The sequence below is a fragment of the Vibrio sp. 10N.222.54.A3 genome, from assembly GCF_041474095.1.
Taxonomy (GTDB): domain Bacteria; phylum Pseudomonadota; class Gammaproteobacteria; order Enterobacterales; family Vibrionaceae; genus Vibrio; species Vibrio crassostreae_C.
Genome location: NZ_JBFRTN010000042.1, coordinates 82,351 through 97,933, shown reverse-complemented (window position 1 = coordinate 97,933; position 15,583 = coordinate 82,351). Strand labels below are relative to the sequence as shown.

Below are 15,583 nucleotides of genomic sequence, written 5' to 3'. Positions count from 1 at the left end.
TTATTTTGCGGATAAGCGCCAGCAAGTAAAACAAGAACAATGAGAGTTGCGATCGTTGAGTGTCTTTTTAAGTAACTGAGCGATGACTCAGTGGTTTCGTTGCGAGTTAGTTCGTAGAAGAACGGTCTGAATCCAACTCTGGTTTTTGCTGCGCCTCTAAACGAGCCACTTCGGCATCAAGCTCTGCTATTTTCTCTGCCATGAGTGCGTGACAGCGATTGGCCAGCTCTCTTGCGTCGCTAAGCTTGTATCCGGATACATCGATAGGTTCCAACATCTCGGTGATCACAATGCCATTATTGGCACGATTAAAGTCGATCTTATTGTGCGTGGTGCTAGTACACATCGGGGTGATAGGCACACCAGCTTCAATTGCCATTCGGAAAGCGCCTGTTTTGAATGGCAATAGTCCACGCCCTTTACTACGGGTTCCTTCCGGGTAAACCCAAACAGACAGATCTCTCTGATGAATCGCTTCCGCCACTTGTTTGATGGTATCGCGTGCTTTGGACTTATCTTCGCGGTTAATCATGATGTTACCGGTGATCCAATACAGCAGGCCAAAGAAAGGCACGTACAACAAATCGCGCTTGCCCAATGAAACGGTGCGCGGTCTTAGCATTCCTGGATCGGTCACAAAGTCCAATATGCTTTGGTGGTTAGAGATGTAGACGCTGTTTTCTGGTGTTGGGGCATTGTCTAGGCCGCGCTGCACCAGTTTTACACCGATGATCTTTTGGAGTTGGTTGAACCAACGACAGAAAACGTACACATGCTTGGGGTTCTTGGGGCTAAACAAGCAGTAAACAAAAGCACATAGAGTGGTGAAAATAATAAACACCGTAGCCAAAATAATACGAAGAACAGCAAGCACAATTCACTCCTTACTCACCGCAAGATGGCAGTGATTAAATAGTTTTAGATGCTTGAAGTCTTCACTCTATTTAACCGAATTGCAACAATTAACTGTGATAGGGGGCTATTTTTAGATCTTTATATAAAACAAGGACTAACAATGGATGTTTGACACAGTTATCGAGCTTACACGTGTTCACCAGTAATGGCTCATGATCACCAATACTGTTTATTTGGATCCGATTTTTCTACCCATTCAGGATCTTGACGCGACTCTAAATAGAGTTGTAGGCCGTTATAGGACATGAAAGCTGCAGGGCCGCCGAGGTGCTCGAAATAGTCAAAATACTCATCTTCGAGAGCACAAAGGTGGGCTAAATCTTTAACCTTGTTAGCCAGCGCCCACTGAATGGCAAATACAGGCGCTATTGAGCCTGAAATATTCACCTCTTCGACGTTTGGGTTAAACATTGAATTAGCTTGCTCAAGCAGTATCTCTTCTTGTTCAGACTCTTGTTGTAGTACCTCTTCGACGATCTCCGAGCGCTTGGTATTAGAGACATTCTTGTTCAGCTTGGTGATTCGCAGTGCGTAGCTAAACCTTTCTGATGAAACGATGTCGACAAGCTGCGACAACAGCTCTTTGTCTACGCCTGCTGCCTTGGTGAAATAGTCGATACATGAATTGATTGAGGCATAACGAGTACCGTCAAACTCAAAGCCACTGGTTTCGTCGTATACCTCAAGTGGGATGTCATCAACCGACAAAGGCCAGCCTTTATAATCGACGCGTTGTTTGGCGATTTGATACATCTTCCAAGCGCTGCGCCCAAACCCACCGAGCGTCGAACCCGAGAAATCAGAATCAATAAGCTCTTGCTCCGTCCAGTTCTCACCGATGCCAAGGTGCTTAGCGTACTTGTCTATCAGAGTGTGTTTTATCTGATCGCGCACTGACCAAATTGAGGTTAGATTCTTTGAATAGTTAATTCTCGCACACTCATTACAAGCCGGCAGTGCTATCGGTGAATGGCCTATCTTGGCAACCGCCTGCGCTGTCTTAGGGAATTCAACAAGGTTACTGGAAGGTTCACCACAAAACCAACAGGTGTGGCGCAGGTTGAACGGGGTGTCTATGTGTGAGTATGTGTTCATTAGTCTTTATCGGCTAGGTGCTTGAGGCGAGTTAATCATCTTCAAACAATTATCTCTGTTCGCACGTCAGCTTGCACCTTGTTTGTTTTTGTTTTTCTGACGAGATCAATTCGAGGTGTGACTCGCCTGATGAACTCATTAGGTGGATATTGATATAAAACAGTCACTAACGATAAATGCTGATTGGTGTGGCTGAACTTACATGAGCTGCTAGCAATCGCCTAAGCTCCCCATTACTATTGAGATAGACTCCTTACTCCAATAGCGCATATGTCCTCATCGATTCCTTTTTACGATAAAAATGCTCACACACTTTGCCAGCAGTACAACTCAGTGACCTTCGAGAGGGTGCATAAAAGCTGGCAAGCTTATTGGCCTTTAGTGGGCGATAAAGTACTCGATGTCGGTGCTGGATGCGGTCGTGATGCGCTATGGATGCACAAGGCCGGATCTGATGTTATTGCGATAGAACCAAGTGCTTCATTACGCGAACAAGGCTCGAAATATACAGGCCCAAGTGTTACCTGGATTGATGATTCACTGCCTTCGCTTAGTCGCACTGAAAACCTCGGAATGCGTTTTGACCTGATATTGGTGAGTGCGGTTTGGATGCACTTAGCCCCGTCTCATCGAGAACGAGCATTTAGAAAGTTGTCTAACTTGCTAGCTCCAAATGGCAAGTTGGTGATCACTCTGCGTCATGGGGAGTTTCAAGACAGTCGACAAGGCTATGAAGTCTCGGTTGAAGAGCTCGAGCGTTTATCAAAAAACAGCGCCTTGTTGGTTCGTCATGTTGATGATAGCCAAGATACATTGAACCGCAGTGAGGTGTGGTGGCAAACCGTGGTGATGACACTACCAGACGATGGCTCCGGTGACTTGAACAAGGTGCGCCACATTATTGTGAATGACAACAAGTCGGCCACATACAAGTTGGCTTTGTTGAGAACTCTACTGAGAATTGCTGATGCGCATTCAGGCGCTGTGATTGATCGAACTGATGGGAAAATTTCTCTACCAGTGGGCTTGGTTGCTCTGTATTGGGTTAGGCAGTTTAAGCGACTGATTGATATCGACATAGAAGGCGCTGGGATTCAGCAAAATAGCAACACAACGAAGGGACTTGGGTTTGTAAAAGAGGATGGTTGGAATAAACTCAAACACTTAAGTGCTGATGATCTAGCGATAGGCGCTATGTTTCTCGGCGATGAAGCCAAGGCTCTACAAAAGCTATTTTCACAAACGATCAGTACCATTAAATCAGGACCTGTGACTTTCATTTATCAAGGCTCGAAAGACAACCGACTATTCGATATATACCCACCTCACAAACGACGGAAGAGCCTAGAATCACTGGTCATTGATAGTGAGTTCTTAGAAAGTTTTGGTTATTTTACTCTCGATGAAAGCCTGTGGGAGTGCTTTAGAATCTACCACTCGTGGATTGAACCGCTGGTGGTGAATCAATGGGTCATGGAGATGCAGCGTTTCGAGTTGAACCGACAGCGAAGCATTTCACTACAGACTTATCACGACTGCTTGGTATGGATCGATCAAAACCATGATACTCGCGATGTGCGTAAACGTGTCGAGCAACTTAGATCTGATCGTGCCGACATTGTCAGCGTGTGGAGTGGAAAATCATTAAAAAATGAGTATCACGTTGATCACTGTTTGCCTTTCGCTTACTGGCCAAACAACGATAAGTGGAACCTCTTTCCTACTACAAGCAAAGAGAACTTAAGTAAAAGTGATAAAGTTCCTACGGCTGAAAAGCTGCGCTCGTCTAAGTCGAGGATTCTAGAGTGGTGGCAACTCGCTTGGAACGATTCGGCTCATTTTGAACAACAATTCTTTTCAGAAGCCGCGCTTTCGTTACCTAACATCCCTGCGCAGTGTCGAGACTTTGAAGAGGTGTTCGATGCAATGGGCTTGCAGGTACGTGGTGTAAAAAGCAGACTGCTGATTAGTGAGTGGCACTGATCATTAAGTGGGCTAGTTATCCCAAATAACCCTCAACAAACTAATCATCGAGAACATAATGAAATACATCGGAATTGATGGCTGCAAGTCGGGTTGGATCGCTTGGATTGTCTCTGACAATGAGATACCTGCGTTTAAAGTGGTAAACACCCTCGATGAGCTAGCGAGTGATCTTATCGGTTCAACGGCGCTTATCGATATGCCTATTGGTTTTAGTGATGCACAAACTCCAGATCGCTTGTGTGACAAAGCAGCAAGGCGTTTTCTAACCAGCAAACGTGGTTCTTCGGTGTTTCCGGTTCCGTGTCGTGAGGCGGTTTACCAAACCGATTACATTGCGGCGTGCAGTGCCAATGTGGAGCAGCTTGATAAGAAGTTTTCTAAACAGACTTGGGGAATTGTGCCCAAGATTCGCGAGCTTGATGAGCTCATTGAAACTCATCCCAATCTTTCTATCAGGGAATCACATCCTGAAGTGGTGTTTGCAGCATTGAAAGACGAACCGCTGACGTTTTCAAAACGAACGCAAGAAGGCAAAGAGGAACGGCTTTCTATTATTCAGCAGCTATCCCCTCAATGGTGTGACCGCTTGTCGTTGGCCATTTCAAATACCAAACGTAAAGACGCCGCGATAGACGATATTTACGATGCGTTCGTACTTATGTTAGTTGCCTATTACGCTCCGCAATTATCGACCTTACCTGAACTTTCTGATGTTGGTGGAGAAGCTGACAAGGATCAGAACGGACGAGTTAGAGAGATTGTTTACTGGAACAAAACACGCTAATAAAGCGTGCGCTCAACTTGGCTTAATATGCTATTTTCCAACTTCTGCTACTTTTCACTCTTACTATTTTGAGTTTTTGATATGAAACGTTTTATTGTCGGCTGTCTGGCCACTGTGCTCAGTGCAGTGAGTTATGCCCAAGTCGCTCCTATATCTCAATGGCAATGCGACATGATGAAAAAGAACAATGTCTTGAGTAGTGGTGCGCCCGTTGGTTGTGAGCGACTATCCAAAGTGGATTTCGATTTCATTAGTTTCAAAGGGGAAACGCAACAGGGCAATATGATCGTGCTTGATGTTATTGCGCCTGCTGTTGAAAAAATCTTTTCAGAGCTCAAACAGCGCAATTTTCCTCTTCATTCCGCTCGCCTAATGCGTGAATTCAGAGGTGATGATAGCGCCTCAATGGATGCGAACAACAGCAGCGCCTTTAACGCTCGTCCTATTACAGGCGGAGGAGGTTGGTCGAAACATGCCTATGGTGTGGCAATCGACATCAACCCAGTTCAAAACCCTTTCTTAGAGTTTGATAGCAACGGAAGAATCACGGTAAAGCCTTCACAATCTGCGACTCGTTATGTGAACCGTACTCGTTTTCGTGCTCGTGATGAAATTGAACGCCGCGGCATGGCTGAAGATGTGGTGGAGCTGTTTGCCCATCACGGATTTATGATCTGGGGAGGGGATTGGAATAGCCCAATCGATACTCAGCATTTTGAGGTTGGATCAAGAAAGTTCGTTAACCAACTGCTCTCTAAACCACAACCTGAAGCCAAGGTGTTATTTGAGCGCTACGTCGAATCTTATCGACAGTGCTATCTCAAAAATAAAGGTGAGGACGCAGAAAAAGCTCGAGCTATCTGTGCAAAGAAAACAGTCGGGACTTTTTAGTGCTATGTTTATCTAGAACCGTTTGTGTTTTAGCAAGTTAAACTCGCTTCAGGTGTGTTTTGAATCGCTAAGGTCAGCGCTCGTCGTTGGCCTTTTTTGTATTCATTTCTTCAATAGAACACCGAGCATTGAAAAGGTTATTGGGTATCCATTAGTCAATAATCGATAAGCGAATGCAGCGCAAAGTCATCGGTTTGTCATTTAAAAACTCATAGCGTTAACGTTATGTGAGAACCATTGCTGGTGGGGGAACTCTTCGCGCAAACGCCAGTATTATTAGTGAACTGATCACAACGGACCAACTAATGAAAAAGATACCTTTGGCTCTAACTCTTTTAAGCACTCTACTTTTTTCACAATACACTTTGGCTACTGACACTTCACCTACCACTCAAAATCCCACTTACGAACTCGATGGTAAGTCGGTATTAGGTCGCACTGAGAACGTGTACCTATCTAGCGTTCAAGGGCTAAAAGACGTTCCTTTCATTGGTAAAATTGATACCGGTGCGGAAACCACTTCTATGCATGCTGAAGACATTCATGTGAAGAGCTCTAATCCCGATTACCAAAATCTCAAAGACCAAGAGTTGATGGCGGCGTTAACCGAAGACCTGTTGAACAATTCCGATGTTGATTACGATGATTGGGATGGCAGTACCTTTGCGAAATATGAGGCTGTGGTGTCTTTTAAGGTTCAAAACCCGCGGACGGGAGACATGGTATTAATCGAAGCGCCTTTAGAGCGTGTCAGCATGATACGCAGCCGCACCAGCAGCACGCCTTTGCTTCGCCCTACCGTAAAAATGTCGCTCACCATTGCAGACCAAGAGCTAAAAACCGACGTTAACCTGACCGACAGAAGCCACTTCTCTGCGCCAGTGCTGATTGGTAAAACCTTCCTTGCGGATAACGCGCTGGTGTTTGCAGGTTATGACTATTTACAAGAGCAAGAGAACGCGACCGTTGTTGGCCGAAAAGAGGTGGTGTCTATCTCTGGAATGGCGATGAACGCGACCTTCTCATTAAAAAATCGCTACAGCATCCTTCATGCAAAAGACATCGATATAGATAAGAAGAACAGTGAAGTGACGTTTGATATGTTCGACAACGACGGCAAGCAAAAAGAGATGACATTGCCGTTGGTTCGTATGTTAAGCGTGAGCGGTAAGAAGAGACCTTTGGTGTATGTGCCTGTTCAACTCGATGAAAACACGACTAAAGACGTTCTGGTGTACCTACGTGAGCGCTCGAGTAGTGAGTCGCAGTTGAGATTTGGAACCAACACCGCCAGCGAACTCTTCATGATTGACACCAGTGCTGAGAATATTTTATTAGAAGGTTCAGAGAACTTTAGTGATGTGGCTGAGTCTGGTGAGCCTATGATTATCTCGCCGGAAGAGGACATCACCCTAGATGACTTCCCGCTTAAGGCTGTGGCTTCTTTCACTGTCAATACACCTTTGCTGAAGGTCGACAGTTTTGAAATGACAGGTAAAGGCAAAGATGCTTCCGTTGAATTTTATCTTACGGATGTAAATGGTGAGAAGCAGAAGGTGACCAAGCCAATTATTAAGAAGCTTAAAGTCGGGGATGATACTCGCCCTGTTGTAAGTGGTGAGTTTGCGGTGTCTGGAAAAGTGCGTACGCAAGAGTTCGCCATCGACGTGCTCAATACAAATGAGAAAGAAGCGTACTTTATTTTAGGCAAGAAGATGGCAAAAGAGGGCGTTTACGTTAATACGCGTTCTGATTACCTTCTGAAAGCCGAACCACTGTTTAAAGTTGGGCATATTGAAGTAGTAGAAGTGAACGGCATGAAGTTCCCGGCCAAGCTCGACACTGGTGCGGATGTAAGCTCAATGAACGCAGTCAACATCAAACGATTTAAGAAAGATGGCCAAGACATGGTGAGCTTTACCTATCAAAACAACCAAGGCGATAAGCAAGATTTCACCAAGCCAGTGATTGATGTAATGCGTATCAAAGCCAAGAAAGGCGAGAAGGTGAACATTCGCCCTGTGGTAGAAATGAAGGTTAAGCTCGGAGACCTAGAGAAAGAGGTGAGGGTAAACCTTCAAGACCGTTCTCGCTTCGAATACAGCATGATCCTAGGTAAGAACTTCTTGAAGCACGGCGCAGTAGTGAGCAGCGATGAAGATTACTTGTTAGGTGATATGGAGTAACCCCTAAACTTATCTAAGTTCGTAGCAGAACAGATCTAAACAGCCACAGATTTCATTAATGGGATCTGTGGCTTTTTGTTGATTGTTAATTGATGATTGTTGCCGTGACAATATTTCAAGTAATCGTTTGTTTTTACTCAAGAGACAGATCGACTAGACTACAATGAAGTGGAATTCACTTTAATTTTTAAAACATCGTATTCGGCAGGCGAGTAAATCGTGCTGTCGGATCGAGAGAGAGAGCATGTCAAAAGCAGAAAAATCTTCGCGTAAGCTTAGTTTAATTATTATTTCGGTTATTTTAGTAGTGTGGCTTTACAGTTTGTGGGCCGACCGCGTCACACCAATGACGGGGATCGCCCGTGTTCACTCTTATATTGTGCGTATTGCTCCTGAAGTTTCTGGCAATATCACGTCTGTGCAAACTGAAAATAATCAGGTCGTTGAAACGAACCAAGTGTTGTTTGAAATTGATGCTCGAAACTATCAGATCAGTTTGCGTTCCGCTGAAGCGAATCTTGCTCAAGTAGGCCAAAATATTGGCGCAAGCACAGCGGCGGTTAACGTTGCACAAGCGAAAGTGACCGAGGCGGTTGCGGCTCGGGATAATTCTCGAGAGCAAGCGAGTCGAGTGAGTGAACTCGCCAGTAAAGGGCTGGTTAGCCGCTCTGAATTAGACAACGCCATAGAGAATCGTGATCGTGCTGAAGCGTCATTGAAAGCCGCAGAAGCCTCTTTGGTTCAGGCAAAACAAGCGTTAGGGCCAGAAGGGAGTGATAATCCACAAGTGTTGGCGGCGATTGCAGCCCTTGAGCAGGCTCAGCTCAACTTACAGAAAACCCAAGTGATGGCTCCTTCTCATGGCGTGGTGAGTAACCTACAACTGACGGTAGGCCAGCGAGCAACCGCAGGCTCACCTGTTTTGACCTTTGTTGATCCGCGAGAGGTGTGGATATCTGCGTTATACAGAGAAAACTCGCTAGAGCATATACAAGTCGGGCAAAGAGTTGAGATCGTATTGGATGCGTTACCGGGGCGAGTGCTATACGGCACGGTTGATAGCATTGGTTGGGGAACGGGTGGCAGCAATAGCACTGACCAAGAGACTGGCTTTTTAAATTCAGACACCAATTCTATTGCCGCGCAGCGCTACCCAGTCAATATTGTGTTTGATCATGGTGAGGTTCCAAGCAACATTCGTTTTGGTTCACAAGCCACAGTGGCTGTCATGACAGAGCAAAGTACCCCAGGTGAGTGGCTTGCTCAGCTTTGGATGAGAATTCTAAGCGTGTGGACTTATGTTTCATAGCTCAGCTAACTCCATTATTCGATTGGTGTTACTGCCGCTTTCGCTATTGTTCTACCATCAACAAAGTGGGCAGATGCTCGCTGTTTTGTCGCCCATGTTTGTTGTGATGTTCATGACATTGATGCCATCCAAACCACCGATTAATTTAATATTAAAGGTGATTGTTGCATTAATCTTAATCAGCTTTGGTGTGGTGTTTTTTGGTAGTGTATTGGTCGATTCGCCAACCGGTTTTGTCCTCTATTGCTGGCTATTGCTGTTCTGGAGTTATCAGCGTAGCCATCAGAATACAAAAGATATCATCGCGACACTGACCATTATCGTGGTCATCGTGATGGTGGTGGTCAACAAGCAGATGCATCTCCCAATGGCGGGATTGCCCCTATTGTTCTTTGAAAAGCTGGTGATAGCTTTGATCGTCACTTACTTGGGGTTCTGGTTGTTCCCGGGGGATGAAGTGAATGTCCTTCCGACTGCGGCCGTTTCCGATGCGCCCACTACTGGTGACTATATCATGGTTGCATTTAAAGCGACCGCGGTTGTGGTTGTGCTGGCGATTTTGGTAGGAAATTCGGTGTCACAAACGATGTTGATTGCGATTACGCTTGGCAGTATGTTGAAAAGCCCATCGAATCACGACCACCGTACATTCAGCCGAAACAAGCTTGTCACCACTGGCGTTGGCATTCTGTTTACGTTACCTGTGATGATCATGATGGTGTCAGGCGCTCCAATCTTGGTTATTTATGGCGTGAGTTTGGTGTGTGGTTTGCAACTTGCGTGTTTTGCTATCAGGCGGCAGGCGAATCTGACGATTTATCAGCTCTTGTTTACTAATTTTACGACCTTGGCTTATCAGATCATCAGCCACCCAGGATCTGCGTCCCTCTCGGCACAAATGACACGTCTATTTGCCATTGTTTGTGCAGTCATGGTTGGCGCAGTGGTACTGGGCTTTCTCAGCAGTAATACTAATCATAGTCATACCGATCACAGTAAGTGATTAATATTTATAAGTAATAATAAGGGGATAGCTCTGCCGAGTTATCCCCTTTTCACAATATGGGTTAACGACTCAAATGCCATCAGTAAAGAGCCATTTGATGAAGTGACGTGTTACTTCAATAGTCTGACTAACAAAGCGCCCGGTTCACGCATCGGATCTTGATTGACACTGAGTACATAGCCATCAGCAGGGGCGTAATAACGTTGTTTCTCAGAACCAAAACTATCATATTGAATTGAAATCAATTGTTTTGATTGTACTGATTCACTGACCTTAACTTGAGGGAGAGCGAAACCACCGACATTGGCTCTAATGGTCACCGTTTCTTTGCCTTCAAAGCAGGCATAGTGAGGCTGATCTATCTTTGTAGAGATGATATTTTCCGAGTGCAGGATATTCATCACGCCATTCACTGAACGCTCAATGAGGTCGGGTTGTAAAACCTTTCCAGAACCAACCTCGACGGTGATAGCGGGCGTACCACTTTTATTGAGCTGCGTTTCTAAAACGCCATCATCACCTGGATCATCAAAAATACAGTCAGGATTGATCAATCGAGCCATTTTGATTGCTGCGGGGATTCGATAATCGGCAAAGACATACAAAGGATACTCTGCTCCGCGAGTTTGGGTATGCAGATCGATAGCAAGATCCGCATTATGGCTGAGTAGGTTCTGCCAAATTGAATGTGTAAAACGTTGTGAGGCATCACCGTTCGGGTTTCCGGGGAATATACGGTTAAGGTTTGCTGGGGATGCATCCGGATCCGATGAAATAAAATCTCGGCTGTGCATCAACATACCTGACACATTAATCATCGGAATAATGATGACTGTGCCGTGTATCTCCTCGTTTACGAGCTTTTGAATGACCTTCTGTGCGGTAATAACTCCATTTAATTCATCACCATGAACGCCTGCCGTTACCATTATTTTGCGAGCATTTTGACTTTGCTCACCGCGATAGACGACCACAGGTAAATGATGATTTTGACCAACACCGTTAGTTTGTGCCTCAAACCAGAAACGATGGCATCCCATCGGTAAGTCATCAACATTGAGTTGAGATATTACAGGGTGTCCATTTAGAACATCATTGGTATAAGTAGTTTTTCTCACACTAGTTTCCTTTGTCTCTGGTTCACAATCTATTCTGAGTCTGTGTTGGATGATTGTTATTGAAAGCTGTGATTAAAAATGGGCAGTAAACTGCCCATTGAGATACACGTAAATATTGAAAGGCGCTGTTATGCAAAACCCAGCAGGTGAGCCGCAACAATAATAACGCTCGACAAGCAGAATAGCAGCACGATAAAGCGCCAGCAGAATTTTGCCCAATCACCCCAGTCAATGCGGCATACACCTAGTGTTGCCATCAAAGAAGCTGATGTTGGGACGATGATATTGGTAAAGCCATCACCTAGCTGGAATGCTAAAACCGCGACTTGACGAGTCACACCTGCTAAATCGGCGAGTGGCGCCATTAATGGCATCGTTAGAGCTGCCTGCCCTGATCCTGACGTTACAAAGAAGTTGAAAATAGCTTGGAAGGCGAACATCAGCCAAGCAGCCATCACTTCTGGCAATGCACTAATCACACCGCCCGCACTGCTTAAGATTGAATTCAGTACGCTTGGCTCGGTTGCATCGCTGCCGCCGCCTAAAATCAGCAAGATACCTTTAGCACTACCCACAAGAATAGCGGGCGCTAGCATCACACTTGCGCCTTCCTTAAATGAATCGGCCATGTCGTTGATGGTCATATCATTTAATCGGAAAATAACACCGATTAAGCCAGCAACAAATCCCATAGTGAAAAACTGAGAGGCAATTTCAGGAATGTACCATGCGTGAACCACTACACCCCAAATAACCCAGGTCATGCTCGCTATCACGGTGAGAATCACCAACGTATCGCCGATATTCCAACGTGATTGAGTCAAGTCTCCTTGTTGCTTCTTGAAGTAAACATCACCAGCTTTACTGTAAGATTTCGAAGGGTCTTTCTTTACCGAATTCGCATACCACATCGTAAAAGCGATGCCGAGCGCGGTGAAGAAAACCCATAGAGCGATACGCACCGATGCCCCAGATAAGACAGGTACACCAGCAATGCCTTGGGCAACAGCAACAGAAAATGGGTTCATCCAAGAAGCAGCAAAACCAATCTGAGTCGCTACGTACGTCACCATTACCGTAGTAATACCATCATAGCCAATACGTACCATTAGCGGCACGATAATAATGGCAAAGGCGACGGCTTCTTCACCCATACCAAATACAGCCCCACCGAGCGAGAACAGTGCAAATAATACTGGAATGAAAAGAGATTGACTGCCCTTGGTTTTGTCTATGAGACGCAAGATACCGTTATCAATAGTACCTGTGCGCATCACAATGCCGAAAGCACCGCCAATCACAAGCATAAACATGATAACGCCGATTGCTGAACCCCACTTAGATCCAGACACTAAACCTTCAAATACGAAGTTCATTAAGCCGATATCACCACCGCTGGCGAATAGTCCGACAGTATTGTAAATCGGGTTGCCTTGGGGGTCGGTGTGATAGGCAAATGAAGCTGGATCTAGAACGGTACGAGTTTTCTCTGCACCATCAGAAACATAGCTGATGTCTTGTGTTTCAAACATGCCTGCAGGTATGACATATGTCATTGCAGTCGCAAGCAACGCGATAAAGAAAATTAGCACCAGAGTATCTGGCATTTTCCATGTCTTATTTTGGATGGTATCCGATGTTGTGGTTGTCGTGCTCATTGTCAGTTTTTAGCTATAATTAAGATTGGCATAAAATATCACTAATTAAGCATATAATGTCAATTTTAAGTTGGTTTTTGGCTTGTTTGGTGGTGTTATGTTCTTGTTTTTGCGTGGCATGATGGTTTTTATTTTTAACTTGTTATTGCCTGGTTTTATTTAGAGGTAAAAAGTCCTAGCTCAGGTGCTTTTTAAGCAGTGCGGTAAGTTTCATAGCGCGACTCTGGATATATAAAAAACTATACCTTATGAGACTGTATCTAAGGTTGTCTCAAAAGTTTTCGCTTCTTCCTTTTTTCTTTCTTGGAGTTTGTGAGCTTTGGGATCTATACGTTGTGCTACAAGCTCTCTGAGTTCCTGTACTAGAATCCTTTCGGTTGCGAGCGTCGTAGTTGGATAGGTTCCTAAGGAAATACTAGCGCGCTTTCTTGAAGCTGGATTGGTATAAACGTACCGCCATGATTTAGTTCCATTTGGCAATACTCTGATCTGTAACCCATTCCCATCAGAAAGAACTTGCTCTTTGTCTGTTGCTCGAGTGTTTTTAACTTTAGCGTCAGTTAGAGGCGGAACTCGTCTTGGCATTTAGTTTCCCTTAGTACCCAATTTAAGTGGTGATTTGAGTATAAGGTAAATAGTTGGGTACTAAAAACGTGGGATAGTATGAAGCATCATGAGGCAGAATAGGTGGTGTTTTATAAGTAAGTACATGTAATTAAATACAAAAAAGGCCACCCGAAGGTGGCCTTTTCCAAACGTTTGGTGGAGCTGGCGGGAGTTGAACCCGCGTCCAAAAATCATTCATCATTGGTACTACATGCTTAGTCGATCTTTAATTTCACCAGCAACCTGCGAACCGACACGCTAGTTAAAGGCTAACCTGAATTATAATTCGCGCTTTTCCTCTCAGGTGGGAGAAGCCGCGCTAGCTAGTTTGGGTTTGATCTCTTATTGGTCCCCGTCTTACGAGCGGAAGCTAGGGTAAGAGAGCTCTGAGCAGGTTATTAAGCTGCTAGTGCGTAGTTTTCGTCGTTTGCGACTATTTTTTTGCGGCTTTTAACGTGGCCAACCGCCCCACGGCATGCACCTCAGACTTCAAAATTCCTGTCGAATCCTAAATCAGCCCCAAGTGTTATTTGCATAGTACCAGAAAAGCTTACCCTGTCTAGCACTGTGCGTTTAAGTGCTTAAAATTAACGCAAATTACTCTTCATAATTCGTGCTTTATCTCTCGCCCAATCTTTTTCTTTCATATCAGTACGTTTATCGTGCAGCTTTTTACCTTTCGCTACGCCAACTTTAATCTTCGCCCAAGAGCGAGACCAGTAAAGTGCGGTTGCGACAAGCGTCATGCCTTCACGGTTAATACGACCGATAAGGTTGTCGAGTTCTTTTCTCGACATTAATAGTTTACGGATACGTGTTGGGTTCGCCACGATATGAGTACTCGCTTGAGTTAGCGGAGTAATCGTCATACCACTGATGAATGCTTCGCCATCTCGGATGTATACGTAGCTTTCTGCGATATTGGTTTTGCCTTCACGTAGGGATTTTACTTCCCAGCCTTGTAGCTCAAGCCCCGCTTCTATCTCATCATCGATGAAATATTCGTGGCGAGCTTTCTTATTAAGCGCAATGGTATTACTACCGGCTTTTGATTTTGATTTATTCTTTGCCATAATGGCCTCATTATACGGAATGCGCCCTAGATGGGGAATCCTTTTTATTTGCGCTCTGGCCCAATACAATTAAAATTGCAGTTTGTGTTAATGTAACGCTGTCTTTAACAGGAGTCTATATGCCAAAGGTTACTCGTTCAGCATTAGTGTCTTTTAGTGCCGACCAGATGTTCAGCTTGGTCAATGATGTTGCTCGTTATCCTGAGTTTTTGCCAGGATGTTCTGGTTCTCGTGTGATCGAATCTTCAGATTCCGCGATGGTGGCTTCGGTTGATGTCTCTAAAGCTGGTATCAGTAAAACATTCACTACGTCGAATCGAATGGCGGATGGTGCTGAAATTTTAATGGAGCTGGTAGATGGCCCGTTTAAGAAGCTGGAGGGGGGCTGGTATTTCACTCCTCTAGACGACCAAGCATGTAAGGTTGAACTTAAACTAGAGTTTGAATTTTCTAGTCGAATGATTGAAATGGCATTTGGCAAGATTTTCAATGAACTGACAAGCAATATGGTCAGTGCTTTTACTCAACGAGCGAAACAGGTTTACTAAGCCATGACTATTGAATCAGATATGATCCACGTAGAAGTTGTGTTTGCGCTTCCACATGAGCAGCGTGTATTTACCTTAGTGGTAAATAAGAACGCGACCGTTGAAGAGATTATTGCGCAGTCTGGTGTTTTAGAGTTGTATCCAGAAATCGACTTGGCGAAAAATAAAGTTGGCGTATACAGCCGCAACGTTAAGTTAGATGCAACCGTTCGAGATAAAGATCGTATCGAAATTTATCGAGCACTGTTAGCCGATCCAAAAGAAATTCGCCGTAAGCGTGCTGAACAAGCGAAAGCGGCGGCTAAATCGTAATACCAAACAAATTTGAATGATAAAGAAGCTCGCATTAGCGAGCTTTTTTTCATCTGTTTGTTAGACAATACAGTCTACAGTCTCATTTGTTAGCAG

General features: G+C 44.7%; 14 protein-coding genes and 1 other RNA gene. 8 read left to right on the top strand and 7 right to left on the bottom strand.

The features are described from left to right. Nucleotides 1-106 precede the first annotated feature (106 nt). Together AB4507_RS10345 and AB4507_RS10340 are read right to left on the bottom strand one after the other, a co-directional pair. Complete coding sequence (locus AB4507_RS10345; protein ID WP_017059735.1) at nucleotides 107-874, bottom strand: 1-acylglycerol-3-phosphate O-acyltransferase; 768 nt, start codon at nucleotides 872-874, stop codon at nucleotides 107-109. A gap of 197 nt (nucleotides 875-1,071) precedes the next feature. After that, a complete protein-coding gene (locus AB4507_RS10340; RefSeq protein WP_017059736.1) occupies nucleotides 1,072-2,010 on the bottom strand; it encodes a hypothetical protein in 939 nt (312 codons plus the stop codon). Between the two features lie 270 nt (nucleotides 2,011-2,280). Between AB4507_RS10340 and AB4507_RS10335 the strand changes: the two genes are divergently transcribed. From AB4507_RS10335 to AB4507_RS10310, 6 genes are all read left to right on the top strand, one after another. Further along, a complete protein-coding gene (locus AB4507_RS10335; protein WP_372182612.1) occupies nucleotides 2,281-3,993 on the top strand; it encodes a class I SAM-dependent methyltransferase in 1,713 nt (570 codons plus the stop codon). Nucleotides 3,994-4,051: 58 nt separating this feature from the next. After that, complete coding sequence (locus tag AB4507_RS10330; RefSeq protein ID WP_017062812.1) at nucleotides 4,052-4,780, top strand: DUF429 domain-containing protein; 729 nt, start codon at nucleotides 4,052-4,054, stop codon at nucleotides 4,778-4,780. An 81-nt stretch (nucleotides 4,781-4,861) separates the two neighbouring features. Next, nucleotides 4,862-5,671 (top strand): M15 family metallopeptidase, encoded by an 810-nt coding sequence (locus tag AB4507_RS10325; protein ID WP_372182611.1) that lies wholly within the window; start codon nucleotides 4,862-4,864, stop codon nucleotides 5,669-5,671. Nucleotides 5,672-5,976: 305 nt separating this feature from the next. Beyond that, nucleotides 5,977-7,857, top strand: a complete 1,881-nt coding sequence (locus tag AB4507_RS10320; RefSeq protein ID WP_372137610.1) for an ATP-dependent zinc protease — start codon at nucleotides 5,977-5,979, stop codon at nucleotides 7,855-7,857. 244 nt (nucleotides 7,858-8,101) lie between these two features. Further along, nucleotides 8,102-9,166, top strand: a complete 1,065-nt coding sequence (locus AB4507_RS10315; protein ID WP_017059741.1) for an HlyD family secretion protein — start codon at nucleotides 8,102-8,104, stop codon at nucleotides 9,164-9,166. Further along, entirely contained in the window at nucleotides 9,156-10,169 is a 1,014-nt protein-coding gene (locus tag AB4507_RS10310) for a DUF2955 domain-containing protein (RefSeq protein ID WP_137001231.1), read from the top strand. The genes AB4507_RS10315 and AB4507_RS10310 overlap by 11 nt, the downstream gene beginning before the upstream one ends. Nucleotides 10,170-10,282: 113 nt before the next feature. Here AB4507_RS10310 and AB4507_RS10305 read toward each other — a convergent pair whose 3' ends face one another. The 5 genes from AB4507_RS10305 to smpB form a co-directional block, all read right to left on the bottom strand. After that, complete coding sequence (locus AB4507_RS10305; protein WP_017059743.1) at nucleotides 10,283-11,290, bottom strand: succinylglutamate desuccinylase/aspartoacylase family protein; 1,008 nt, start codon at nucleotides 11,288-11,290, stop codon at nucleotides 10,283-10,285. Between the two features lie 128 nt (nucleotides 11,291-11,418). Then, complete coding sequence (gene yfcC, locus AB4507_RS10300) at nucleotides 11,419-12,897, bottom strand: putative basic amino acid antiporter YfcC (protein WP_372182627.1); 1,479 nt, start codon at nucleotides 12,895-12,897, stop codon at nucleotides 11,419-11,421. A gap of 297 nt (nucleotides 12,898-13,194) precedes the next feature. Further along, a complete protein-coding gene (locus AB4507_RS10295) occupies nucleotides 13,195-13,533 on the bottom strand; it encodes an Arm DNA-binding domain-containing protein (protein WP_137001232.1) in 339 nt (112 codons plus the stop codon). A 175-nt stretch (nucleotides 13,534-13,708) separates the two neighbouring features. Then, nucleotides 13,709-14,075, bottom strand: a transfer-messenger RNA (tmRNA) gene (gene ssrA / locus AB4507_RS10290). Between the two features lie 66 nt (nucleotides 14,076-14,141). Beyond that, nucleotides 14,142-14,627, bottom strand: coding sequence for an SsrA-binding protein SmpB (gene smpB / locus AB4507_RS10285; protein WP_004735156.1), 486 nt, complete (start codon nucleotides 14,625-14,627; stop codon nucleotides 14,142-14,144). A 119-nt stretch (nucleotides 14,628-14,746) separates the two neighbouring features. Here smpB and AB4507_RS10280 point away from each other — a divergent pair, with 119 nt between their 5' ends. After that, nucleotides 14,747-15,175, top strand: coding sequence for an SRPBCC family protein (locus AB4507_RS10280; RefSeq protein ID WP_010438915.1), 429 nt, complete (start codon nucleotides 14,747-14,749; stop codon nucleotides 15,173-15,175). Between the two features lie 3 nt (nucleotides 15,176-15,178). After that, nucleotides 15,179-15,487 carry an RnfH family protein gene (locus AB4507_RS10275; RefSeq protein WP_016796754.1) on the top strand — a complete coding sequence of 103 codons (309 nt, stop codon included), beginning with the start codon at nucleotides 15,179-15,181 and terminating at the stop codon, nucleotides 15,485-15,487. Nucleotides 15,488-15,583 lie beyond the last annotated feature (96 nt).